Below are 20,053 nucleotides of genomic sequence, written 5' to 3' on the forward strand. Positions count from 1 at the left end.
GGATTTGTTCGACGAGGTGGGTCAGCGTTGGACGCTGCGGCTTCAGATAGACTTCCCGGATCGTCTGGCGGATCAACTTATGACGCGATTTGTCGAGAGCGAGCGCCCCTTTCGATCGGCCTCGCGGCTTCGGCTGAAGCGCCTCAACGGTGGGCGTTTCGCGATAGATCGCGACGAGGCGATAAAGTGTCGCGCGACTGATCCCGAGGTCCAAAGCAACATCTTCGACGTCGCTTGTTCGTAGCCGGTCGCCCGCGGAGCGGCCTAACAATTCTCTGATGGCCTCCTCGCGTCGACATGCCTCTAACCACTGCGGGTCGTCGGACCCCGTCGTGTCGGCGTCATCAGGGCAGGGCGCGTTCTCATTATTGCTGTTCATTTTTCGGCCGCGTCCATGAGAAATGGTTGAGCCGCAAATTCTCAATTCAACTGTACATCATTCGGGCGTTTTCTCAATTCAAATGTATACGCGTAAATCAGCAGCGTTTCGTAACGCATTGAAATTCAACAGGCCGATTTCTCAATTTCTGATGTGTCCTGACACGCAGTGGGCGAAGGTCGGCGGCGTTCAACACGACGCGGCCAGCGCGCACTTCTTCGCCGCCGGCGCCAGTCTTGCCCGCCTCGACCAGCTTTTGCGTTGCCCCGGAGGCGATATTTCGCGCGCCGGAATCGGCTCCGCCGATGTTTCGCGCGCCGACGGAAGAGCCGCCGATGCTTCGAGCCCCGGCAAAAACTTCGGGGAAGGAGGCCTCGAACCCGTTTTTGCCGGCGCCCTGCGGCAGCGCCTCGCCTTGCGCGCCGCAACCGCCTGCGCCGCGATAGCGCGTCTGCGCGAAGACGAAGGCGCCCTGCGCGACGCCGAACATCTCGCCGGCTTCGACGCGGCGCCGACGCCCGGCGGCCGCCTGCATCGGCTGTGGCGCCTGTTCACAACGCCTTCTGTGCGGCTCGATGCGCGCGTCGTGAGAGTCGCGGCCGATTGTCTCGATTTACCGCCGGCCATCGATTGCGAAGCGGTCGCCGCCCTTGTGGATGAGCGGTCGACAGCTGAGAATCCGCTCAATGCTGCGGCCCGCGTGAGCGCGCTAGCGCTGGGCGTCATCGGTGACGCGGCGCAATTCGACGCCGAAATTTTTGCGCTGTGGTTCGCCGATCTTGTGTTGGCGCGGCGCCTCGCGTGGCAGGCGCCGCTGCCGCTGTTGGCGACGACGATCACGCATCCATCGATGCGCACGGCGACCGGACGCCGACCACGGCCGAGCGATGCCGATTGGGATTTGAGCGCCGCGCGCGCCATGGCGCGCGCGGCGCAAGAGTCTTACGCGCTGGCGACAGAACTGTCGCGGCGTTCCAATATACTGTTGAGCGTTGCGCCAAAATTGCGCGCCAAAAAGGCGGCGCGCGTCGTCGATTTGTTGCTCGCCGACGATTGCGTTTCGCCGACGCGGGCGGCGACGTCGGCCGGCCTTTCCGATCGCGCCACGCGGCGTTTGTTCGATCGGTTGATGGCGCTTGGCGCCGTGCGCGAACTCTCCGGTCGCGCCAATTTTCGACTTTACGGACTGTGACATGAAAAGGATGCCGACATGCCGTCGATGAAGGCGCATCGACAGGACAGTGCGCCGCCGCCAAACCGTCGTGTGCCGCGGCGCGATGGGGATTTGCTGTTCGACGCCGATCTTTCCGATCTGCCACAGGCGATGCGCTGGCGCGAATGGATGGGGCGCGTCGAAGCGGCGATCTTCGCCGCGCCGTCGCCGGTCACGCGCGACGCGCTCACCAAACTGGTCGGGCGCGATTGCAATTTTGATGATTTGATTTGCGACATTCGCGAAGATTTGCGGGCAAGGCCCTATGACCTCGTTCTCGTCGCCGGCGGCTATCAACTGCGCACCAAACCGCGCTACGCCGACGCCATTCGCGTCCTGAACAACGGCGCCCACGCCGCCGGACCGCCAGCGCTGACGCCGACCGAACTCCTCACCGTGACGGCGATCGCCTATCTGCAGCCAGCGACGCGCGCGGAGCTGTCGCAGTTTGCAGGGCGAGAAATCAGCCGCGACGTCATTGGAGCGCTCAAGCGCCATCGGCTGATCGACGCCGCATTGCGCGCGCCGGAGCCCGGCGCGCCGTTCGCCTACGTGACGACGAGGAAGTTCCTAGAGGTCTTCGGACTCGCGTCGCTGCGCGATCTCCCCGACATCGAACGGCTCGAAGACGAGGGACTTTTGGAGAGGCCGCAGCCGGAGGCCGATCTTGACGCCCTTCTTTTCGCGGAAGAGGAGGATCTCGAAGAGCATTGGGAATGACCGGTGATAGGGTTCGCAACTCCCTGCCTGCTCGTCGTCCTTTCACGGCGAAAACAGGGGTTCGAATCCCCTTTGGCGCGCCAAGAAAATCAATTGTCCGGACTGAAGACATAGGTAACAGTCTGTTCCTAAGACATGGGTGACAACCTCGGGCCGAAGGGGTTGTCGAGGGGTTGCAAGGTTTTCTGCTCCAGATCGATGAAGCCGAGATCGTAGCTCATGAAGCTGACGAGCCAAATGCCGTCGTCGATTTCCTTGATTCCGAGGCGCTGACCGGCGAGCACGGACGAGATGTTGACGCGCTTTCGATACATGCAGATGCGCCCGCATGAGGTGACCATCACGTCGCGATCGTGCAGCGGATAGTCGATTTCCGGTAATTTCCCGTCATAGGGCTTGGCGGACGGGCGATAGACATCGGCCGGGCGCTTCATGTCGAGCGCTTCGTGCGGCCTTTCGTCGTTGAACTCCTTGATGAACGCGTCGAAGCGGGCCTGTTGCTGCAAGCTGTTCATGCCGGGCGGACGGGTCGCCTCCTTCTTCAAGGTCAGGTGCATGCGCTCGTGGCGGCCGTTCTGCTGAGGATGGCCGGGCTTGATGCGCTCGATCTCGACGCCCAGGCGCAGCCACCAGACGGAGAGCTTGGAGAGGCCGAAGAGGCCGTTGGGGCTGGCGAAGGGAACGCCATTGTCGGAGCGGATGGCGCCGGGGAGGCCGCGCTCACGAAACAGCCGGCCGAAGGCGGTGATCGCCGGGTCCTCTCTGGTCGATTCCAGCGCCTCGCAGAGCAGCAGGAAGCGCGAGGCGTGATCGGTGACGGTGAGCGGATAGCAGTAGCGTCCGGAGCCGAGCTTGAACTCGCCCTTGAAGTCCACACACCAGAGATCATTGGGAGCAAGGCCGGGCGAAAGCTCCGTGCCCTGCGCCCGCGGGCGGCGGCGTCCGAGCGCCTTGACGAGGCCGTGCCGGCACAAGACCGCATGGATCGTGCTGTTGGCGGGGACGCGGAAATCGCCGTCGAGCTTGCGCAGCAGCAGCTCGCGATTCTTGCGCGCGCCCCAATGGGGCTTTTCACGCTTGCAGCGCAGGATGAGGCTTTCAATCTGCTCGGGCAGCTGGTTGGCGTAGCGCACCGGCCGCCGCGAGCGGTCGGTGAGCGCCTCGAGGCCGTGCTCCTTGTAACGATCGAAGATTTTGTATCCCGTCTTGCGCGAGATGCCGAACTCCCGGCACACATCGCTCATCGCCTCGCCGTCGAGCAGACGCGCGACGAACCGAAGACGCTCTTCCATAACCGAACACCCCTTCCAGGGCATTCGACACCTCCCGCCTAGACTGGCGGGAGGTGTCACCCATGTGTCCGGAACAAACTGTCACCCATCTCTCAGGTCGCTCACAATAAGTTGTGATAATAGACTGCGTCGAGCGCCGCTTCGTGCCAACATTTGCCGGATAAGCGTCGGCGAACGTCAGCGGATTCCGTCCCTCCGCCCACGAAAAAGCCCGGTCGTCGCCGGCCGGCTGGAGGTGCGGTGGGAAGGCCAGTCGCCGAGCACTTTTGGCTCGGCGCGGGCCGGTTCGTACGCGCGGAGCGATGCAGGCAACCGCGACCAGCCGCCATAGTTAATGCTATGCTGCCGCCATCTGCGGACGCTTGGTGCAAACTGACGGCCTGAAACCGTCGGTCTTGAGGAGGTCGCAATGGTGAAATTTGGCATCTTGGCGACGCTGGAGGCGAAGATCGGCAAGGAGCACGAGGTTGCAGCGTTCTTGAAATCGGCGCTGCCGCTCGTGGAAGCAGAGCCCGGCACAGTGTCGTGGTTCGCGATCCGAGTGTCACCCACCACTTTCGCCATTTTCGACGTTTTCAATGACGAAGCCGGCAGAGACGCTCATCTTGCTGGGGAAGTCGCGAAAGCGCTCATGGCGAAAGCGCCGGAGCTTTTCTCGCAGCCACCCAAAATCGGGAAGGTTGACGTGCTGGCGGCAAAGCTGGGCTGACAACACAAAAACGCACCGATCGCGTCGACGACTTTTTGCATGCCCGCCTCGGCTTCATCCGCGCGGCCTGTCGATGTGGCCAATTCCGCTTCCCGCACGGCAAGTGCTGGAGCGCATGGGCCGATTTGCTCTTCGGACTGCCTAATGGCAGCGGCGGTTTCCGATACAAGGTTTAGCGCGACGGTGACGGGGTCCGACAGCGGGTCCCTGTGCAGGCGCGCCCATCACGGCAAGGTCGCCTTCGATGCCATGCGGACGGCGCCGGGAACGCCGTTCGTTGCCCTGGCGAGGTGCGCCGCTTTGTCTGCTCCGTCTGCGGCTCCCGGACGTTCATCTGATGCCAGATTGGCCGCCATATCGGGCGCGGGGGTGACACACCCTAGCGGTCTACTCTCTCCTGGGAAGAGTTCCAGCGCATCGCCGACCTAATCGGCCAGCCGCGCTACAACATCGCCCTACGACGCAGATTGAAGTCATCCGGCCAGCGGCTGGCGGCAATGAGCTTGTCCCGATGCGCTGGGGCCTTGTTGCCTCTTTAGTGGAAGAGTCCGCTCAACGAGCTGCCGGCGACATTAAAACGCCCGCGCCAAGACGGTTGGGGCGAAGACGCTACTGCCGCACGACGAGCACTGAGCACTTTGCGTGGTGTACGATGGCGCCGGCGTTGGAGCCAATGAGAAACCGATCCATTCCTGGCCGGTGGGAGCCTACGACGATGACTTCGGCGCCCCACTCCTCGGCCTCCGCCAGAACCTTTTGATAGACGGGACCGAACAGCACAACGGTCGAGATTCGGCCGGTCGGATGATCGATGCTAGCCGCTAGGGCCGCGATCTCCTTCTCAAGGCCTTGCCGAATATCCTTGTCGAAATTTCCCTTGACGTAGTCGAGGAAGGCAATGGGAATAAGCGTCTGCACATTGACCAGCCTGAGTTCGCTATTGAAAGCCCTGGCGAGCGCTGCCGCTTTGTCGATCGCCTGCTTGGTCATCTCAGATTCGGTGAGATCGATCGCGACAAGAATATTTTTGAACATCATCGCCTCCCTGGCTGACCCTTTAAGGCAGCTAGATGCCGAACTCTAATACTCCTTCGCGTATCTTGCCGCCGCGTCAATCGCCACAATCGACTCCCGCAAATTGTGGATTATGATCCTGCCGGCATTCCCTTCCGAGGAATGGCTAGTGGGAGGATATTTCAATGAACCGCAGAATTTTTGTACTCGCGCTGGGTCTTGGAGTCGCGGCCTTCGTAGCGCCCCGCGTCGCGCTCGCCGAGGATCATTTGGCCGAGGCGATTAGCCACACCAAGGAAGCGATCGACCACGGCAAACAAGGTCATGCGGATGTGTTGGTGACGCACGCCGAAGCCGCGCTTAAACACGCTGAAGCGGCGGAAAAAGCGAAGAAGAATGAGCACACCAAGGAAGGAATTACCCATCTGAAGGCGTCAATTACGGAAGGCAATAAAAAGGACGCCAAAGCTGCGACCGGACACGCCGAAGAGGCGTTGACGCATCTGGAAGCGGCGCAGAAATAACCCAAACAGCAAAACCCGCCGTTTCATCCACGGCGGGGCGTTCTGTTGCGCCGACGACGAATTTCGGCGCTCGGGATGATGTAGGGCTCGAAGCCTACGCCGCAAATCCCCGGGCATGAGCCTTGCGCCGATCTTTCGAAGCCGCCCATGCCGTGGCCAAGCATTGCCCCGAACGTCCAGCCGAGCCCGAGGCGCTTGCCGTCTCGGAATCGCTTGTGGGCGTCCCGCATGATCGCGGTGCGGTCGTAAGTCACGGCCTCAGCCTTCTCCGCAAATCGTCCGCCTTGATGGCGCAGCGCTCGGCGCTCTCGACGATGCGCCGAGACGTTCGCATGGCCGCGCCTTGACGTTGCTCAGGTCAGTCATCGGCATGGTCTCCGCACCGTGCCATTGCCGCCTGGCAGGTGCGGCGAATTGAACCAAGAGTCCATATAGTCGCCGTCCAGCTCTCCTTTGTCGCTGTCGTCCTCTTCTTCGTCGCGCGGCCCTGTAGTCCTCTCCCGATCGTCGTCATAGCCGCGCAGCGCCATCTCGGGATGGCCGCTCCCATGGCCCGTCCAGCCGAGCGACGGCTCGGCTTCGTCGACCGCATCGGCCACGCGAGACGCGGCCCAAGCATGTTGCTGATTGACGGCGGTCGTCGCGCCGAGCGTTGGCTCCTCATCGCCGGTCGGCTCAAGCAGCTCGCTTTCGTCCTCGCGGTCGTCGCTAGCTCCTTCGGCCCAGTGCGCCTGGTCCGGACGGCGTCGATCTGGTCCAACAGGTTCAAGAACGCGTCCACGGCGTCGGCGAGCGCCTTGCGCATGCCGGGGCGCAATTCGATAAAGAGCGGCGCCGCGGAGGCGTTGTCGTTGTCGAAGCTCATGACTGCGCTTCCCGCTCTAACACCGCGACGGCGTTGCGGACGGAGTCGCCGATCATGTCGCCGACAAGCATGTCATTGACCACGTCGTCTTCGTCGAGAAAGTCAGCGAGGCGACGGAGCAGCCGTAAGGCGCCCGCGAGCGTCGTCGGTGTGGATTCGAAGACCGCCCGCTGCGCTTCAGTTCGCATTATCTTGCGCCTTCTGCGCGGCCGACTCCGCATCTAATACCTCGCTCGTCTCGGCATTCTGCGCATATGCGTTGTGGGCTTCTAGAACGGCGCGCGCGTTCTGGTATTCTGGCTCAAGGCCGGCGGCTTCAGCACGCATTGTGGCGTTGCCTTTGCGGAGGCGCGCAATCGTGTCGTCTATTTCTTCGTCTGTCATTCCCATGCTGCTTTCGCGCATGGTTTCGAGATGGAGAATGCTGAAGACGCGATTGCCATTAAAGACAACTTCCGGGAGCCTATTGCTCGTGGGCGCGGCGTCCGCCACGGCTTCCCAAGCAGTCCGTTCGATCGCGTGCAGGCGCTCGTATTCTGCGAGAGCCTCAAGCAGCGGATCATCGTCCGCGACGACGCCAGCAATGGCAGGAAGCCCTGCGACGGGCGCAGCGGCGAGGCCGGCGAGCATGGCCCGCCGCGATGGTGTATGAGACAGTTTAGCCATGATGTGAAGCTCCGTTTGCGTTGTGGTCAGGCCGGGAGTGGGGTTCGCGAGATCTCTTCCCGGCCGCTTATCATGCGGTCCCTCTTGAAGTTCAGGCCGCGAATGATCCGGCGAGGCGGCCGGAATGCGTGGTGTAGAGGCGGCATAGGGGCATGCGCGGCGCAGGCCGGTCGGCAACGCAGGAACGGACCGGAAGGCCGACGTTGCTTTCCTCGCGCAGGCGAGACGCCTTGGCCTTCTTCCATTCGGAGGACAGCGCCTTGGCGAACCATTCCCGACAGGAGCCGCCGACGCTCTGGCCAACTCCTCTTCCACCTCGTCAGCCGGCTCTATGAGCGCACCTCAGTGATCGTCACAACCAATCTCGCCTTCGGCGAATGGCCCAGCGTCTTCGGCGACGCCAAGATGACGACCGCTCTCCTGGACCGCCTCACCCATCACTGCGACATCGTCGAAACCGGCAACGAAAGCTGGCGCTTCGAAAACCGCGCCTGAGGCCGACGCGCCGCCCAGGCCGCTGCCGTAGTCGGCGTAACTCCGGTCGGGCTACGCCCTCCCTCCGTCACGCCGACTACGGCACAAAACGCACGCCTGAAAAGGGGTCCCTTTTCGGCGCCGATCTGGGGTCCCGGTTCAATGCTGATTGACAGCTTGGGAGCGGGCATTGGCGTTCGCATATCCTAGGAGAGCACAATGAGATTGCCGAGCCTGTGGTCCCGTCAGGACATAGACCCCTTTCGTTCGCTCCGACGCGAGATGGAAGATGCGTTTCGTATCTTCGATACCGGTCTTCCGACCCTGAGTGTCGGAGCGAAAGCGCCTGCGATTAACGTCGCCGAAACGGTTAACGCCATCGAGGTGACGGCCGAACTTCCCGGCGTCGAAGAAAAAGACATTAAAGTAGGCTTAGAAGGCAACCGGCTCACCATCGCCGGCGAGAAAAAAGAAGAAAGCCAAAGGGACGAGAAGGAGTGGCACGTCGAGGAGCGCAGCTACGGCTCGTTCTATCGCTCAATGTCCTTGCCATTCACTCCCGCTGACGGAGCCGTGGAGGCGCATTTAGACAAGGGCGTTCTCCACGTCACCGTCAAGAAACCTGCCGAAGCCGCTAGCGCCGCCAAGACAATCGAAATCCAGGCCGGCCAGCCTCCGAAGCAATCCTGATTGGAGGGCGCAAGACAAATACTCGCACGCGAGTAAATCTCGCGTGCGCTCAGGCAACTGCGTCGTGATTCCTTCTTGCGACAAGCAGGATTGCGCCACCCGCACAGTTTGCAACTCCTCTGAGGTCCCCGCGAGTAGCAGGCGCTGGATTGACGCCGCCGCGGTAAGCGACACTCGGCGGACACATGAATTTCGGCGGCGTCGATTCTGCTGGCGATTTTTCGCCTAAAGGGCCTATGCCTGAAGCGCTTTCATGATTTTCCGCTTAGCCCGCCCTCAGCTGTTGACGGACGAATCGGCTGAATAAACCCCGCTCCTTTGGACTATTTATTGAGGCGTCGCGCTTTTTTTGGCGGTCCGGGACGCCGAAAACCAAGACCCTGTCCGTTTCTAGCCTCTCCAGGAGATCAAGAAACCGATCTGGAAGCGGCTCACCAAGGATGTCACCGTACATGGCGCGGAGCTGTTCGCCGATTAGGTCTTCGACCTTTTGGGGGAGCAAGCGAGGTTGACCCATCTGACACCTTTAGGCGACATAAATGACAGACTCAGGGTCAGCTCGGGTTGCGGCCACAATATGAAGAAGTGACAGTGGCGTGTAAGTGAGCGCCGATTTTTAAAATTTATGACAAATTGGCTGCGGGTATGGGCATCTAGACTAGCAAAGCACGGCGTTGTGGGTGATTGCTGCGAAGGCGGAGCTCAAGCTGAAGTGTTGAAAACGAAGACTCCACAATTATGATGCGGCGCTGCCCGCCAGTCGCTGTTTCAAGCCACGCGCCCGCCGCGGACTTAGCGACGACCAACGTTAAGCTGCCGAAGACTGAAACCGAGGAGAGCTTTGCGCGACGATTGTGGCGCGCGCATTTGGAGGCGTCTATGTTGAACTTCGTCGTCGCTTTCGCCATCTTGTTCCTTGCCGCCTCGGCCAGCGCCAAGGCGGACGAAGTAGAGATCAAAGGCTTTCACCAGAAAATCAAAGCTGAACTCTCGGACCTTGGCCAACTCGCCGAGCTCAACGGCAAGTACCGTATCCGCGTGACGCAGACGACCATCGACCCAGGGGGCTACATGCATGCGCATCTTCACCTCGGGCCGGGGCTGCGCTGCGTCCTTTCCGGGGAGATGACCTATACGCTCGGCGGAACGCCGACCATTTACAGGGCGGGCGATTGTTTCGCAGAGACCGGCTCGGTCGCCCATGAATCGAGCAACACTGGCGCAGCTCCGGTCGAACTTCTGACCTTCGAACTGCTGCCCGCCAGCGCGCCGGAAGGCAAAGGTTCGGCGATCCCGGTTCCGGCGAAATAAACCAGAACCCCGGGATGGTTCAGATGCAAAGGGCAAGTCTCGTTGTCGCAGCTGCGTGCACCGTGCGAAATGATAGACCTTTGAGATGAGCGGGAAGTTCAATAAATGAACCATAAGCATCGGACAATTCTGCACGCCTTGTTCGCGCATCCAATGAGTAGCAACATCGATCCAAAGATCGTCAAGTCAATGTTGGAAGAGCTGGGAGCTGAAATAACTCGTACTCGGCACAACCATTTATTGGTGACGCTGAGCGGCTTTTCCCATGGATTCCACGACGTCCATCATAGCCTTCCAAAAGACGAAATTGCCGCCCTGCGCAAATTCCTGACGGACGCCGGGATCGATCCTGCGCGCGACTATCCTCTTTAAACCAGCGGTGAGCGACAGGTCACGACATGTGATGGCTCGTCGGGGCCTGTCGCGCCTCGTCGAGGATCGTCGCGATCAGACGCGGTGCGTTCTATTATGATTTACGACGGAGAAGCTTTGCCAGGTCGTGCGCGGCGGCGAGCAAGTCGTGAGATAGACGCCACCACAAAAGCCGGAATGGCGCATGTGCATGCGTTCGCCGAAAATATTCCTCTCGCTCCTGGGAGGAGCGCTCCCAGTGCCGATACGTGCGCGCCATGAACTCGTCAAAGGATTCCTGCCGTGGCGGTGGGGAAGTGCTCGCGGAAGAGCCCGCCGGCCGTCCGCATCGGGCGAGCGCGTACTCATAGGCTGCGGTCAGTTGGACGAATGCTTCGTGCGATCCGCTCTTCTTGTCGGGGTGTCGCTCGTGCGCGAGCAGCCGATACGCCGCCTTGATCTCCACGGCCGTCGCAGATCGCGCGACGCCGAGGATACTGTATGGATCGGTGCTCGTCATGCTACCGACGGTGGGAAACGTTTCTAATTGCCGCGCACGGTTAGGCGCGCATCCGTCTGCAATGGGACCGCGAGAAAATTGTTTTCGTTCGCGACCATGACGGTGATCGTAACGGGCACGGTCGTCATGCCCGAAACGTCACTCGGCTTGCAGCTCGTGTTTTCCATCACGATCGTTCCTGACACGCGCGCCTTGTCGGGAACGAAGCGCATGACACGATCGCGATACGATTTGTTGCGCTGCAACTGGATCGCCAGTGCGTCATCGAATAGTTCGAGCCCCGAGCCGCTTTCGACCTCTGAGCAAGGACCAGCTGAGATGCCCCTGCGCTTAACGGCCAAGCTCAGAGGCATGCCTGAATTATTTTCAATAGTGTATGCAATGCGAGCGGCAATAGGAATTGGATCGCCTGTGGGCGTCCCTTGAATGTAGAGCGTATTGCTTTGCGCCAGCATGCTGTTGACGGTGAGCTTCAGCGCGTCGGCCTTGAGCCGGTTAGCGAAGCTGTCCGGCGTGATGTCATCGGCAAAAGCTAGCGACGGAAGAAGCGCAAATAAAACGGCGATGATCCGCGTGTGATCCCCCTCAAATATCGGGGAAGGGAAGCGCGGCTTTGCTAACGAGTCAAGGCGTCAGAAGCCGCGCGCACAGCAGACAAAAAAGGAGCGCCCGAAGGCGCTCAGTAAAGATCGATCGAAGGCACGTCCTTCTCGTCCATTAAGAGGCGAGCACGTTCACGCCGTTAATGGTGATATCGGCGAGGAAGGCGACGACATTAGCGACGCCATGCGCGGAAGCCTGCAACACCTGCAACGGGTCCCGCGCGACATAGGCCATCGCCCCGTTCCGGCATGGGCTCGACACGCGCAGCCTCAATTGTGCCGTCGGCGTTCCAAAACATCAGAAGGTCTGTCCACAGAGCATCAAGCTGATCTTCCCAACGGGAAAGAACCCTTTTTTAAAAGGCTTGCGGGGGAGCGATGCGCCTTCAGATGCGTCGAGTCGATCATGATGCGCTTGGACTTGGGGCGTTCGCCGACGACCGCCGCGAAGATGCGGTCGAAGACCCCGAGCCGCTAGCGGATGAACCGGTTGAAGAGAGTCTTGTGCGGCCCACAGTCTTTGGGCGCATCCATCCGTTGCAGACCATGCTTGATCACATAGACGATTCAGCTGACTACCCGACGATCGTCAACCCGCCGCACTCCGTGCGCCAACGGAAAATACGGCGATATCCGTGCCATCTGGCGCGCGCTGAGCAAAAAACAAATCATTCATCAAAGCCTCCATCTCGGAGACTTTGAATCGCGCCTCAATCAAAATTGATAGGTCCTGAGCCTAGCTGTCGGTCTGTTTGACCTTTGAAAAGTCAGCCCACCTGAACCGCACACCGACGCTCGCCGCATCTTCTCGCTCGACGAGCCCGAAGGCTCGGACAAGTATTCATGGGCCTGGCGCTTAAAGGCGCTCATACCCTCGATTGTTATGGATGACGAGGCAGAAGAGGGCGGCTCAACACAAGCATGGGCGCATGGCACACTTGAAGCCAATTTTGGCAAACTTGGCCCCCTGTGGGTGATCAAGCCTTCGTTAAATCTGTGCAACATAGCTCATCACGAGCGAGAGCGGGTGAGAGTATTACTATGCAAACAGGCGCTAAGAGCCAGCGGCTCAATGGAAATGTCCTATACGCGATAGCTGTTGCAATCTGGATCGTGGCGATATGGGTCACCGCATTTTACGTTGCAAGTGCAGCTATAGCAGATGAAAGCGCCGGTGTCGGAGGCAATAGCTTTCTACTTGGCTCTACCATGGCGACAGCCGGGGTCCTCACTTTCTTTTCGATTCGGGAGTTTCTTGGGGCGTACAGGCAATGTCACGTGACGGAGGCTTCACGTCCTGTCGGCGCTGACCGCTGTAATCCAGATCAAGCTAAGGAGAAAGTCCAATGACTAAGCCAGGATTGTTTGTTGCTCTTGAAGCCAAGGTGGGAAAAGAGAAGCAATTAGCTACCTTCTTGAGAGACGCGCTGCCACTCGTCGAGGCAGAACCAAATACCGCCAGCTGGTTTGCAATCCAGATGAGCCTGTCAAGGTTTGGTATTTTCGATACCTTTCCGGACGAGAAGGGGCGCGAGGCCCATCTCTCTGGAGGAGTAGCCAAAGCACTAATGGCGAACGCTCCGGATCTCCTGGAGAAGCCTCCATCAATAGAAAAAATTGAGATCTTGGTTGAAAAACTCCCCAACCGATGACCAAATGAACGAGCGTCAACGCCGGACCAGTAAACCGGAGGCGGAATTGGTGTCGGGGGCGGCGCTGTGCTGACCCCAAGCAGGCTGGCTATGGAAATTGTCGTGCTCGGCTTCAACGGCTGCCTAGGAGCCGGATTCGTTGGCTCAGTCGATATGCTGAAGCTCAGCTCGCTAATGATCAGCAAAGAGGACAACCGTCAGCCTTTCAAGACTTTGACGGCGAGTTTTAATGGCAAGCCATTTGAAGATAGTAGCGGGCGCGCTCTAAGTGTAGAAAAGAGCGTCACTGCGATCAAGGCGTCAAGCGCGATAGTGGTACCTGGCTATCTATGCGACGACAATGCTGACTTCCTGTCAACGCCGCAGATTGGTACATTGGCCGCGTGGCTTCGCCGTCAACATGCACTTGGTGCTTTGGTATGCGCTTCGTGTAGCGGCGTGTTTATTCTTGGCGAAGCTGGGTTACTTGATGGTCGCCGTTGCACAACCACGTGGTGGCGTCACGATGAATTGAAAAGCCGCTATCCGCGAGCCGACGCTATATGGGGCGCTCCGCTCATCGAGGACGAGAGGATAGTAACGTCGGGCGGGCCTTTATCGTGGGTTGACTTGTGTTTGCATGTCATTCGTTCGCTGTGTGGTGGAGATGCTGCAAAGATAGCTGCTGATTTCGCGGTCGTCGACACGGCCCCCTCGACGCGCTCGGTATATGCTCCACTTAGTCATTTTGCTGCGGCGAACGCCTTCTTGCTTGAAGCGGAGCACGTCGTCCGGCTAGCTGGAGAGGACCCTATGACAGCGCAAGACCTCGCACGCGCACTTGGCATGTCGAGTCGGACTTTGAATCGGCGGCTAAAAGAGGCGACCAGCGAGACGCCAAAGCAATTTATTGATCGCGTGCGCTTCGAAACCGCTCGAATGCTACTTGAGACGACAAAATGCTCGCTGAAGCAACTGGCTGCAAGCTCTGGGTATTCGGATGCAGCGAGCTTTCGACGAGCATTTTATCGATACTCCGGCATGACGCCTGGGGCTTACCGTACCCAGAGTCGCAATCGACAAACTTAGGCTCCGGACCCATAAAGAGTCCCATCGGTTCGAATTTCTGACTCGGGGCTTCGGAGAGGGAGGCAGCTAATGATTCGCAATTTTTTCTGGCTTGACTGTCACGGAACGCACGTCAAAGACAGTTCCGTAAGCGTCGAATGCGTGTGCTGCCACAGTCACCCTCCAGCATGAGCCACGCCTATGTTCGAACTTCTTCCGCTCGAGCACAATGTGCCCGCTGAGAGGGGCTCGTTTAGCGACGTGGGCGCTCCGGTCTGCTTTGTTCGCGTGCAAATAAGGTCATATCTCTCGGCGGGAGGCGAGAGGGGCCTGTCATCATCACTACAAACCTCACCGAATGAATCACGAGTACACGTTTCACGCAGTCCCTCGGCGCGCTTTTATCCATGCCCTATAGGCACCTGGGGTCATTCCAGAATACCGCTGAAATGCGCGGCGAAAGCTAGTTTGATCTGAGTATCCTGAGGTCTGCGACAACTCTTTAACGGAATGTGCAGTCGTCTCGAGCAGCGTTCGAGTGATTTCAAAACGTACTCGATCGATGAAGCCTTTCGGAGTTTCTCCTGAGGTTTCTTTAAGGCGTCTGTGGAGCGTCCTCTCTGAGGAATTGAGCGCAACTGCGAGTTGCCGGGCTGTTAGCGGTGCATCACCGGCCTGGCGAACCACCCTCTCAGCTTCAAGCAAGAACCGGTTGGACGCTGCCAAATGTCCGGGAGGGACATAAATGGTTTGAGTTGATGGCGTCGTGTCAACAACCGTGAAATCTGCAGCCTCTTTCGCGGCGTCACCACCGCAAAGAGAGCGAATGACGTGGAGCGAAAGGTCGATCCATGAAAGCGGCCCGCCCGCAGTTACAACACGATTTTCTTCAATAAGAGACGCACCCCACGCGACCTGTGCGCGTGGATAATTGGCCTTCAAATCATCGTGCCGCCACCACGTTGTTGTGCAACGGCGACCATCAAGTAGCCCAGCCTCGCCAAGAATGAAGACCCCGTTGCAGGAGGCGCACACAATTGCGCCAAGCGCATGTTGATGCCTCAACCAGGCCGCGATTGCACCAATTTCGATAGAGAGTGACAGACGATTATTACCATCACATATGTAAGCTGGGACGATGACAGCGCTGCAAGACTTGATCGAATCAAGGCCCTTATCTACCTCCTGCCGCCTACGGTTTCCGTCATCAAAAGGCGCGCCATTAAAGCTCGCGGTAACGACTTCAAACGGCAGCGGTCTACCTGGCTTCGTGAGCATCCGAAGACTCATCGTAAGCATGTCATAGGGACCCAGAAACGCAGACCCGATGCAATCGCGATAGCCAAGGACAACAACATCCATTGCGACGCCCTGACGTTTGGCAGACTTTGTCTCGAGTTTGGCAAACTCGATGGCAAGCCCGGTATTCTTATTGTCAAACGAGACTAGCTGTAATCGATCTCAAGGTCGAGCACATTTCCCTCACGGGAGGAACCAAGACCGCCCGGATCAATCGGAGGATGAAAAATGAGTGTGACAACAGAAGTTGCGGGCCGGTCCCGTGCAGAAGTGGAAAAAGTTGTCGACCTAAGGGGAATGTGGATCGGGCTCGCCGTTCTGAACGGGTTCTATCTGATCGTGCGCATATACGAGCAGATTTACGGCTGGCGGGCTGGCCTCGATTCATTCGCGCCGGAGTTCCAGACCTATTGGATGAGCATTCTGTGGACGGAAATTCCGCTGGAGCTCATCTCAGGCATCGGCCTCGCCGGCTGGCTCTGGAAGACGCGCGTGCGTGACATGTCGACCGTGACGCCGCGTCAGGAGATGAAGGCCATCGCCGACAATGCAGCCTGGCTCGTCGTCTATGCGGCGGCGATCTATTGGGGCGCGTCTTTCTTCACCGAGCAGGACGGCACGTGGCACATGACGGTGATTCGCGACACGGACTTCACCCCGTCGCACATCATCGAGTTCTACATGAGCTATCCGATCTACTCGATCATGGCGATCGGCTGCTTCTTCCATGCGAAGACGCGAATCCCCTACTTCTCGAAGGGCTATTCGATTGCCTATCTGATCGTCTCGATCGGACCCTTCATGATCATTCCGAACGTTGGCCTGAATGAGTGGGGCCACACGTTCTGGTTTATGGAAGAGCTGTTCGTTGCGCCGCTGCATTGGGGCTTCGTGTTCTTCGGCTGGATGGCGCTCGGCGTGTTCGGGGTCGTGATCCAACTCCTGCTGAACATCCATCGTGTCATCGGCAAGGAAGGCGTCGAACTGCTGACCGGCGCGTAAGGCTCAAGATTCTCGCGCCGCGGCCGCGTTTGGACCTCCTGACGAACGACGGCGCGGCGCGGGAGGGAATGCGAAAAACTCCCAGAATCGAGCTCATTTCGTCGCCTCTCGCCGCCTTCTGCGGCGGGAGGCGATGGACGTCAGACCAAAAATTGCGGCATTCTCGAATCTAGAGACGCGGTGCCGGAAGACGAGTGGAGGCATGCTCATGATGAGGCTCCTATTGATTCTCCTCGCGGCGATCGGCTTGATCGCCCGCGCGGACGCACAGGCGGTGCGCAGGGATTCCGCCAAGGCTTTCCAGAAAGTTCGCGAATGCGCGACCCAGATGGGGCCTAACATCATAACCTTCAGCTTCTATCAGCCGACGCAATCGCGAAGCCAGTTCTGCGAGGACATTCCTGAGACAGGACCGACGACCATCGTGGTCGACACGATGCAGGACGAATTGCGGGACATGATGGTGGAGATCCGCATCGTTGAGGCGGACCCGAAGGGGGACGACGAGGCTGCGCCGAACGAAGCCTACCTGCCGCCCGCGCAGTTCCAGACCGGCGTTATCCAGCTCGAACACGACTTCAGGAAGCAAGGCGACTATGTGGCGCTCGTGCGGGCGCGCAGCGAAGATGGGCGCAAGGAATACAACGCCCGTTTCCCCTTCTCGGTCGGGGAAGCGTTTCTACGCGATTGGACTGCGGTCGCCGTCGCTACCGTCGTAGCGCTCGCTCTGGGCGCGGGCTGGTACGCGCATGTCTTCGGCAAGCGATCGTCGAAAAAGACCAAGCTCCGCCACGCGTGATGGCGACCGTTTGCTCCCTTGGAGCGAACGGTCTTCGCGCTGGATCGTATCGCGAGCGCAACGAAGCAATCCACTTTTTAGTGCGACTCCTGGATTGCTTCGTCGCTTACGCTCCTCGCAATGACGGTCTTTGCATTCCAAAAACGGCGTGCATCTATGTCGACGCTGTGCCCGGCTCCTCGAAGGCCAAAGCCGCTCCCTGCCGCATGGGCGTCGCGCCGGCCGCCAGCACGTAGCCGAGGCGGTCGAGGCTGGCATGCCCTTCTTCTCGATCTCGGGCTCCGACCTCGTCGAAATGTTCGTCGGCGTCGGCGCGTCGTGTGTGCGCGTCATTGCCGCCGCCAAGGCCGGCGGACAAACTCGGCACGGTCGCCTATGCCGATACGCACCAGGAACATTTCCTCGGCTATTCGATCCGGCACCAGACGATCTCCAAAGCGACGTAGCAGACGATCGACGCCGAAGTGCGGCGGCTGGTGCAGGAAGCCTATGATGAGGCCAAGCGCATCTTGACCGAAAAACACAGGCAACTCGATACGCTCGCGAATGGGGTGCTCGAGTTCGAGATGCTGACGGGCGAGGAGATGAAGGTTCTACCCGAGGGCAGGCTACCGCTGCGGGAGTCCATGGAAGTCAGGTCACCAGATGATAGGCGGCCAATAGTCGATCCATCCGGTTATGACTCGAAACTGCTTCATTATTGCTCATATCGTAACTGCATTTTTCCCGAATCTCATCCTAGCAGGCTTAATGGCGTGGGATGTGCTACCGGCCGTTCATCAGTGAATCCGTGCCGGACATCCCAACGCCGGCCGGCGTCGTCGCCAAGACGGAAACGCCGCGCCGCGTCCTTTTCGAGCTCTCGCTGCAGAACCAACGGCCCGTGATCGGCGGGCGCGGCACTTCCGCCGAAGCGATCATCGAATTGGGGGGAGGAGTCAACGCGGCGGGGGCGATCGAGGGTGACAAGCCGATGGCGGACGAGGCCATCATCGCGGCGGCGCCTGACATGGTCGTGATGATGCGTCGCGACGGCACGGCCTCGGAGGAGAACCATGGAACTCAGAGGAGTTAGGCTCCGTTAGTACGCCCTTGGCGTCGGCACTCGACGGGATTCTATGTAGGCTACGTGCTCGCCACCATTGATGGACGACAATCGTCAGCACGCCGCTGCGCGTCTACTTTTGGTCAAGCTCCTGTTCCAATTTCTCCAATAGCGCTTGTAACTCGTCGGGCAGCGGTTCCCCGATGATCTCTGTGAGCTTAATCCGTAGCTCCTTGCCGATTTGCTGGAGACCGGCGAAGGGCAATTCCTGGAGTTCGCGAGCGAGCGGGTCGCTTCTTTGGTTGTTTTTTTCTGTCATCACGGCCCGCCCGAGGCCGCAACTTTTCTGCGGTGGCTTTGTTCCATGATTTCTTAACAGTCGGATTCGCGCCATGTTCGGCCCGGTCAAGGCCAGGTTGCTCGGGCCGGCGTCCAACCCAGGCGCGCGCAGTATGCTAAGCACGACGCCACTCCGTACCGAAGACAGCTTGCCGCCGGCGGCAGTCGTCTATGACCGCCTCGATCGGCAGCGCGTCGCGCAGCTCCGCCGAAAAAAATCCAGCGCGCACAAATTCGCCAAAAGGCTGCAATCCGCGTCGCGCCATAAGGTCGCGGAGAGAGCGGTAGGCTGCGGCCGCCACGGTATGGATCGCCAGTTCGTCTTCTTCCGCAAACCAAAAGCGGATCGCGGCGTCCAGTTTCTCCTGGCAGCGGCCGCGTTCGTCACGGGCATGCCCGCGCCGTCAGCGTCCAACTACATGCCCTTGCTCAACCAACGATACGCTATCCCCAAGTTGGATTTGCCAGACGCAACATCGCCTCGCCTAACCCTTGGCGGCGATCGCAGCGACGCAGACGGAGGCAAGTTTGTCCCTTCGGGTTAGGGCGCGCGTGTGGCGGTGAATGGCGCTGCGATAACCGTCGTCGCCCGCGCAACGCCATAAGGCGGCAGTTTCGCCAGAATGTCCGCGCCCGCCGGGTAAACAGCGACTTGACCGCCGGTTGTCAGAAGGCGAGAGGCAGCGTTACGCGTCGGTTAGCGCATGAATTTTGGTCACGCGTCTTGCGCGCGACTGGCGATTGCCTGGGCGTGTTTCTTTGCCGCTGCGCTCGCCGAAGGATGCGCCTACGCCGCTGAAGAGCCGACAAAGACTTGAGTCGGCGGGTTGCCTGACGATTCCGACGAAGGCGCCCGTCTGTAACGGGATAATGCCGCCCGGGGATTCCGGGATAATGGCGCCCCCCTTTTACGAGATGATCCCGCCCGGGCGCCGCGTTCGTTGACCGACGAGATTTGTCTCACCTCCGATTGTTTTTGGTCAAGTCGTTTTGGGTCCTTTGGCGCGGGCGCGGCGCAGGCTCTCGCCGACGAGTTCTACGCGATGCGCGTTGTGCACGAGGCGGTCCAAGATCGCGTCGGCGTAGGTGGGATCGCCGATGACCTCATGCCATGAGGTCACGGGAAGTTGGGATGTGACGATCGTCGATCGTCGCCCATAGCGCTCTTCGAGGATTTCCAGGAGATCGTGGCGGGCGCCGGCGTCGAGCGGCTCGAGGCCGAAGTCGTCGAGGATCAGGAGATCGGCGCGGCCGAGGGATTTGATAAGACGCGGTGGCGCCCATCGCCGCGCGCGAGTGCAAGGTCTTCGCAGAGCTTCGGCCAGCGATGATAGACGACCGAGCGATTGTCCCGGCAAGCCTTCTGGCCGATGGCGCAGGCGAGCCAGCTCTTGCCGACGCCGGACGGACCGACGAGGGCGAGATTGTCGTGGGCGTCGATCCACTGGCCCTCGGCTAGCTTCTGGAACAGGGCGCGGTCGAGCCCGCGCGCGGCGCGGTAGTCGACATCTTCGATGCTGGCCTGCTGGCGGAGTTTTGC

27 protein-coding genes and 3 pseudogenes are annotated in these 20,053 nt (G+C 59.8%); 15 read left to right on the forward strand and 15 right to left on the reverse strand.

Going from position 1 to position 20,053, the window contains the following annotated elements:
* A pseudogene (locus IYY11_RS01130) lies at window positions 1-379 on the reverse strand (transposase); the annotation flags it as partial.
* A 151-nt stretch (window positions 380-530) separates the two neighbouring features.
* Here IYY11_RS01130 and IYY11_RS01135 point away from each other — a divergent pair.
* Window positions 531-1,571 (forward strand): DUF1403 family protein, encoded by a 1,041-nt coding sequence (locus tag IYY11_RS01135; protein WP_158273656.1) that lies wholly within the window; start codon window positions 531-533, stop codon window positions 1,569-1,571.
* 18 nt (window positions 1,572-1,589) lie between these two features.
* Window positions 1,590-2,312, forward strand: a complete 723-nt coding sequence (locus tag IYY11_RS01140; RefSeq protein WP_109026966.1) for an SMC-Scp complex subunit ScpB — start codon at window positions 1,590-1,592, stop codon at window positions 2,310-2,312.
* Between the two features lie 128 nt (window positions 2,313-2,440).
* Here the strand turns inward: IYY11_RS01140 and IYY11_RS01145 are convergent, their stop codons facing one another.
* Window positions 2,441-3,628 (reverse strand): integrase core domain-containing protein, encoded by a 1,188-nt coding sequence (locus tag IYY11_RS01145; protein WP_109026963.1) that lies wholly within the window; start codon window positions 3,626-3,628, stop codon window positions 2,441-2,443.
* Between the two features lie 385 nt (window positions 3,629-4,013).
* Between IYY11_RS01145 and IYY11_RS01150 the strand changes: the two genes are divergently transcribed.
* Complete coding sequence (locus tag IYY11_RS01150; protein ID WP_109026961.1) at window positions 4,014-4,313, forward strand: putative quinol monooxygenase; 300 nt, start codon at window positions 4,014-4,016, stop codon at window positions 4,311-4,313.
* 609 nt (window positions 4,314-4,922) lie between these two features.
* Here the strand turns inward: IYY11_RS01150 and IYY11_RS01155 are convergent.
* Entirely contained in the window at window positions 4,923-5,348 is a 426-nt protein-coding gene (locus IYY11_RS01155) for a universal stress protein (protein WP_109026984.1), read from the reverse strand.
* A 164-nt stretch (window positions 5,349-5,512) separates the two neighbouring features.
* Here IYY11_RS01155 and smbP point away from each other — a divergent pair, with 164 nt between their 5' ends.
* On the forward strand, window positions 5,513-5,851 hold the full coding sequence (gene smbP / locus IYY11_RS01160; protein WP_109026958.1) for a small metal-binding protein SmbP: 339 nt from the start codon (window positions 5,513-5,515) through the stop codon (window positions 5,849-5,851).
* A 23-nt stretch (window positions 5,852-5,874) separates the two neighbouring features.
* On the opposite strand, the gene IYY11_RS01165 is transcribed toward smbP, so the two are convergent.
* The 4 genes from IYY11_RS01165 to IYY11_RS01180 form a co-directional block, all read right to left on the reverse strand.
* Window positions 5,875-6,105 carry a hypothetical protein gene (locus IYY11_RS01165; protein WP_124740581.1) on the reverse strand — a complete coding sequence of 77 codons (231 nt, stop codon included), beginning with the start codon at window positions 6,103-6,105 and terminating at the stop codon, window positions 5,875-5,877.
* Window positions 6,106-6,213: 108 nt separating this feature from the next.
* Window positions 6,214-6,450 carry a hypothetical protein gene (locus IYY11_RS01170; RefSeq protein WP_124740580.1) on the reverse strand — a complete coding sequence of 79 codons (237 nt, stop codon included), beginning with the start codon at window positions 6,448-6,450 and terminating at the stop codon, window positions 6,214-6,216.
* A 262-nt stretch (window positions 6,451-6,712) separates the two neighbouring features.
* Window positions 6,713-6,904 carry a hypothetical protein gene (locus IYY11_RS01175; protein ID WP_109026945.1) on the reverse strand — a complete coding sequence of 64 codons (192 nt, stop codon included), beginning with the start codon at window positions 6,902-6,904 and terminating at the stop codon, window positions 6,713-6,715.
* The gene (locus tag IYY11_RS01180) at window positions 6,894-7,346 is read right to left on the reverse strand and encodes a hypothetical protein (protein ID WP_109026941.1); all 453 of its coding nucleotides are present in this window, start codon (window positions 7,344-7,346) and stop codon (window positions 6,894-6,896) included. Before IYY11_RS01180 ends, IYY11_RS01175 begins: the two co-directional genes overlap by 11 nt.
* Before the next feature lie 333 nt (window positions 7,347-7,679).
* Between IYY11_RS01180 and IYY11_RS01185 the strand changes: the two are divergent.
* Together IYY11_RS01185 and IYY11_RS01190 are read left to right on the forward strand one after the other, a co-directional pair.
* Window positions 7,680-7,877, forward strand: a pseudogene (locus IYY11_RS01185) (ATP-binding protein); the annotation flags it as partial.
* A 198-nt stretch (window positions 7,878-8,075) separates the two neighbouring features.
* On the forward strand, window positions 8,076-8,546 hold the full coding sequence (locus IYY11_RS01190) for an Hsp20/alpha crystallin family protein (protein ID WP_109026938.1): 471 nt from the start codon (window positions 8,076-8,078) through the stop codon (window positions 8,544-8,546).
* 265 nt (window positions 8,547-8,811) lie between these two features.
* Here the strand turns inward: IYY11_RS01190 and IYY11_RS23165 are convergent, their stop codons facing one another.
* Window positions 8,812-9,063, reverse strand: coding sequence for a NepR family anti-sigma factor (locus tag IYY11_RS23165; protein ID WP_109026933.1), 252 nt, complete (start codon window positions 9,061-9,063; stop codon window positions 8,812-8,814).
* 362 nt (window positions 9,064-9,425) lie between these two features.
* Between IYY11_RS23165 and IYY11_RS01200 the strand changes: the two genes are divergently transcribed.
* Both IYY11_RS01200 and IYY11_RS01205 read left to right on the forward strand, forming a co-directional pair.
* Complete coding sequence (locus IYY11_RS01200; protein ID WP_158273655.1) at window positions 9,426-9,857, forward strand: cupin domain-containing protein; 432 nt, start codon at window positions 9,426-9,428, stop codon at window positions 9,855-9,857.
* Between the two features lie 105 nt (window positions 9,858-9,962).
* Entirely contained in the window at window positions 9,963-10,229 is a 267-nt protein-coding gene (locus IYY11_RS01205) for a hypothetical protein (protein ID WP_109026924.1), read from the forward strand.
* 94 nt (window positions 10,230-10,323) lie between these two features.
* Here the strand turns inward: IYY11_RS01205 and IYY11_RS23170 are convergent, their stop codons facing one another.
* Window positions 10,324-10,728, reverse strand: a complete 405-nt coding sequence (locus IYY11_RS23170; RefSeq protein ID WP_192879626.1) for a J domain-containing protein — start codon at window positions 10,726-10,728, stop codon at window positions 10,324-10,326.
* 23 nt (window positions 10,729-10,751) lie between these two features.
* Window positions 10,752-11,183, reverse strand: a complete 432-nt coding sequence (locus IYY11_RS01215) for a hypothetical protein (protein WP_109026923.1) — start codon at window positions 11,181-11,183, stop codon at window positions 10,752-10,754.
* A 1,493-nt stretch (window positions 11,184-12,676) separates the two neighbouring features.
* On the opposite strand from IYY11_RS01215, the gene IYY11_RS01220 reads away from it, so the two are divergent.
* Together IYY11_RS01220 and IYY11_RS01225 are read left to right on the forward strand one after the other, a co-directional pair.
* A complete protein-coding gene (locus IYY11_RS01220) occupies window positions 12,677-12,982 on the forward strand; it encodes a putative quinol monooxygenase (RefSeq protein WP_109026922.1) in 306 nt (101 codons plus the stop codon).
* 90 nt (window positions 12,983-13,072) lie between these two features.
* Window positions 13,073-14,050 (forward strand): GlxA family transcriptional regulator, encoded by a 978-nt coding sequence (locus IYY11_RS01225; protein ID WP_109026921.1) that lies wholly within the window; start codon window positions 13,073-13,075, stop codon window positions 14,048-14,050.
* A gap of 357 nt (window positions 14,051-14,407) precedes the next feature.
* On the opposite strand, the gene IYY11_RS01230 is transcribed toward IYY11_RS01225, so the two are convergent.
* Entirely contained in the window at window positions 14,408-15,391 is a 984-nt protein-coding gene (locus IYY11_RS01230) for a GlxA family transcriptional regulator (protein ID WP_109026920.1), read from the reverse strand.
* A gap of 165 nt (window positions 15,392-15,556) precedes the next feature.
* Here IYY11_RS01230 and amoC point away from each other — a divergent pair, with 165 nt between their 5' ends.
* On the forward strand, window positions 15,557-16,330 hold the full coding sequence (gene amoC / locus IYY11_RS01235) for a bacterial ammonia monooxygenase, subunit AmoC (RefSeq protein ID WP_109026919.1): 774 nt from the start codon (window positions 15,557-15,559) through the stop codon (window positions 16,328-16,330).
* Window positions 16,331-16,538: 208 nt separating this feature from the next.
* Window positions 16,539-17,129, forward strand: coding sequence for a hypothetical protein (locus tag IYY11_RS01240; protein ID WP_245435102.1), 591 nt, complete (start codon window positions 16,539-16,541; stop codon window positions 17,127-17,129).
* A gap of 154 nt (window positions 17,130-17,283) precedes the next feature.
* On the opposite strand, the gene IYY11_RS22580 is transcribed toward IYY11_RS01240, so the two are convergent.
* Entirely contained in the window at window positions 17,284-17,496 is a 213-nt protein-coding gene (locus IYY11_RS22580) for a hypothetical protein (RefSeq protein WP_245435149.1), read from the reverse strand.
* Complete coding sequence (locus IYY11_RS23560; RefSeq protein WP_409455206.1) at window positions 17,459-17,653, reverse strand: hypothetical protein; 195 nt, start codon at window positions 17,651-17,653, stop codon at window positions 17,459-17,461. Before IYY11_RS23560 ends, IYY11_RS22580 begins: the two co-directional genes overlap by 38 nt.
* Between IYY11_RS23560 and IYY11_RS23565 the strand changes: the two genes are divergently transcribed.
* Together IYY11_RS23565 and IYY11_RS23570 are read left to right on the forward strand one after the other, a co-directional pair.
* Entirely contained in the window at window positions 17,606-18,016 is a 411-nt protein-coding gene (locus IYY11_RS23565) for a hypothetical protein (RefSeq protein ID WP_409455205.1), read from the forward strand. The two genes, IYY11_RS23560 and IYY11_RS23565, sit on opposite strands and share 48 nt — an antisense overlap.
* Complete coding sequence (locus IYY11_RS23570; RefSeq protein ID WP_109026917.1) at window positions 18,013-18,204, forward strand: hypothetical protein; 192 nt, start codon at window positions 18,013-18,015, stop codon at window positions 18,202-18,204. The genes IYY11_RS23565 and IYY11_RS23570 overlap by 4 nt, the downstream gene beginning before the upstream one ends.
* A 103-nt stretch (window positions 18,205-18,307) precedes the next feature.
* Here the strand turns inward: IYY11_RS23570 and IYY11_RS01250 are convergent, their stop codons facing one another.
* Window positions 18,308-18,493, reverse strand: coding sequence for a hypothetical protein (locus tag IYY11_RS01250; RefSeq protein WP_109026916.1), 186 nt, complete (start codon window positions 18,491-18,493; stop codon window positions 18,308-18,310).
* Between the two features lie 73 nt (window positions 18,494-18,566).
* Here IYY11_RS01250 and IYY11_RS01255 point away from each other — a divergent pair, with 73 nt between their 5' ends.
* The gene (locus tag IYY11_RS01255) at window positions 18,567-19,058 is read left to right on the forward strand and encodes a hypothetical protein (protein WP_124740578.1); all 492 of its coding nucleotides are present in this window, start codon (window positions 18,567-18,569) and stop codon (window positions 19,056-19,058) included.
* Between the two features lie 435 nt (window positions 19,059-19,493).
* Here the strand turns inward: IYY11_RS01255 and istB are convergent.
* Window positions 19,494-20,053, reverse strand: a pseudogene (gene istB, locus IYY11_RS01260) (IS21-like element helper ATPase IstB); the annotation flags it as partial.

Source organism: Methylocystis sp. H62 (genome assembly GCF_015709515.1).
Taxonomy (GTDB): Bacteria; Pseudomonadota; Alphaproteobacteria; order Rhizobiales; family Beijerinckiaceae; genus Methylocystis.

Coding starts and splice junctions, on each gene's coding strand:
- IYY11_RS01135 (WP_158273656.1), top strand. CDS start 531: ATGTGTCCTGACACGCAGTGGGCGAAGGTCGGCGGCGTTCAACACGAC.
- IYY11_RS01140 (WP_109026966.1), top strand. CDS start 1,590: ATGCCGTCGATGAAGGCGCATCGACAGGACAGTGCGCCGCCGCCAAAC.
- IYY11_RS01145 (WP_109026963.1), bottom strand. CDS start 3,628: ATGCCCTGGAAGGGGTGTTCGGTTATGGAAGAGCGTCTTCGGTTCGTC.
- IYY11_RS01150 (WP_109026961.1), top strand. CDS start 4,014: ATGGTGAAATTTGGCATCTTGGCGACGCTGGAGGCGAAGATCGGCAAG.
- IYY11_RS01155 (WP_109026984.1), bottom strand. CDS start 5,348: ATGTTCAAAAATATTCTTGTCGCGATCGATCTCACCGAATCTGAGATG.
- smbP (WP_109026958.1), top strand. CDS start 5,513: ATGAACCGCAGAATTTTTGTACTCGCGCTGGGTCTTGGAGTCGCGGCC.
- IYY11_RS01175 (WP_109026945.1), bottom strand. CDS start 6,904: ATGCGAACTGAAGCGCAGCGGGCGGTCTTCGAATCCACACCGACGACG.
- IYY11_RS01180 (WP_109026941.1), bottom strand. CDS start 7,346: ATGCTCGCCGGCCTCGCCGCTGCGCCCGTCGCAGGGCTTCCTGCCATT.
- IYY11_RS01190 (WP_109026938.1), top strand. CDS start 8,076: ATGAGATTGCCGAGCCTGTGGTCCCGTCAGGACATAGACCCCTTTCGT.
- IYY11_RS23165 (WP_109026933.1), bottom strand. CDS start 9,063: ATGGGTCAACCTCGCTTGCTCCCCCAAAAGGTCGAAGACCTAATCGGC.
- IYY11_RS01200 (WP_158273655.1), top strand. CDS start 9,426: ATGTTGAACTTCGTCGTCGCTTTCGCCATCTTGTTCCTTGCCGCCTCG.
- IYY11_RS01205 (WP_109026924.1), top strand. CDS start 9,963: ATGAACCATAAGCATCGGACAATTCTGCACGCCTTGTTCGCGCATCCA.
- IYY11_RS23170 (WP_192879626.1), bottom strand. CDS start 10,728: ATGACGAGCACCGATCCATACAGTATCCTCGGCGTCGCGCGATCTGCG.
- IYY11_RS01215 (WP_109026923.1), bottom strand. CDS start 11,183: ATGCTGGCGCAAAGCAATACGCTCTACATTCAAGGGACGCCCACAGGC.
- IYY11_RS01220 (WP_109026922.1), top strand. CDS start 12,677: ATGACTAAGCCAGGATTGTTTGTTGCTCTTGAAGCCAAGGTGGGAAAA.
- IYY11_RS01225 (WP_109026921.1), top strand. CDS start 13,073: ATGGAAATTGTCGTGCTCGGCTTCAACGGCTGCCTAGGAGCCGGATTC.
- IYY11_RS01230 (WP_109026920.1), bottom strand. CDS start 15,391: ATGGATGTTGTTGTCCTTGGCTATCGCGATTGCATCGGGTCTGCGTTT.
- amoC (WP_109026919.1), top strand. CDS start 15,557: ATGAGTGTGACAACAGAAGTTGCGGGCCGGTCCCGTGCAGAAGTGGAA.
- IYY11_RS01240 (WP_245435102.1), top strand. CDS start 16,539: ATGATGAGGCTCCTATTGATTCTCCTCGCGGCGATCGGCTTGATCGCC.
- IYY11_RS01250 (WP_109026916.1), bottom strand. CDS start 18,493: ATGACAGAAAAAAACAACCAAAGAAGCGACCCGCTCGCTCGCGAACTC.
- IYY11_RS01255 (WP_124740578.1), top strand. CDS start 18,567: ATGTTCGGCCCGGTCAAGGCCAGGTTGCTCGGGCCGGCGTCCAACCCA.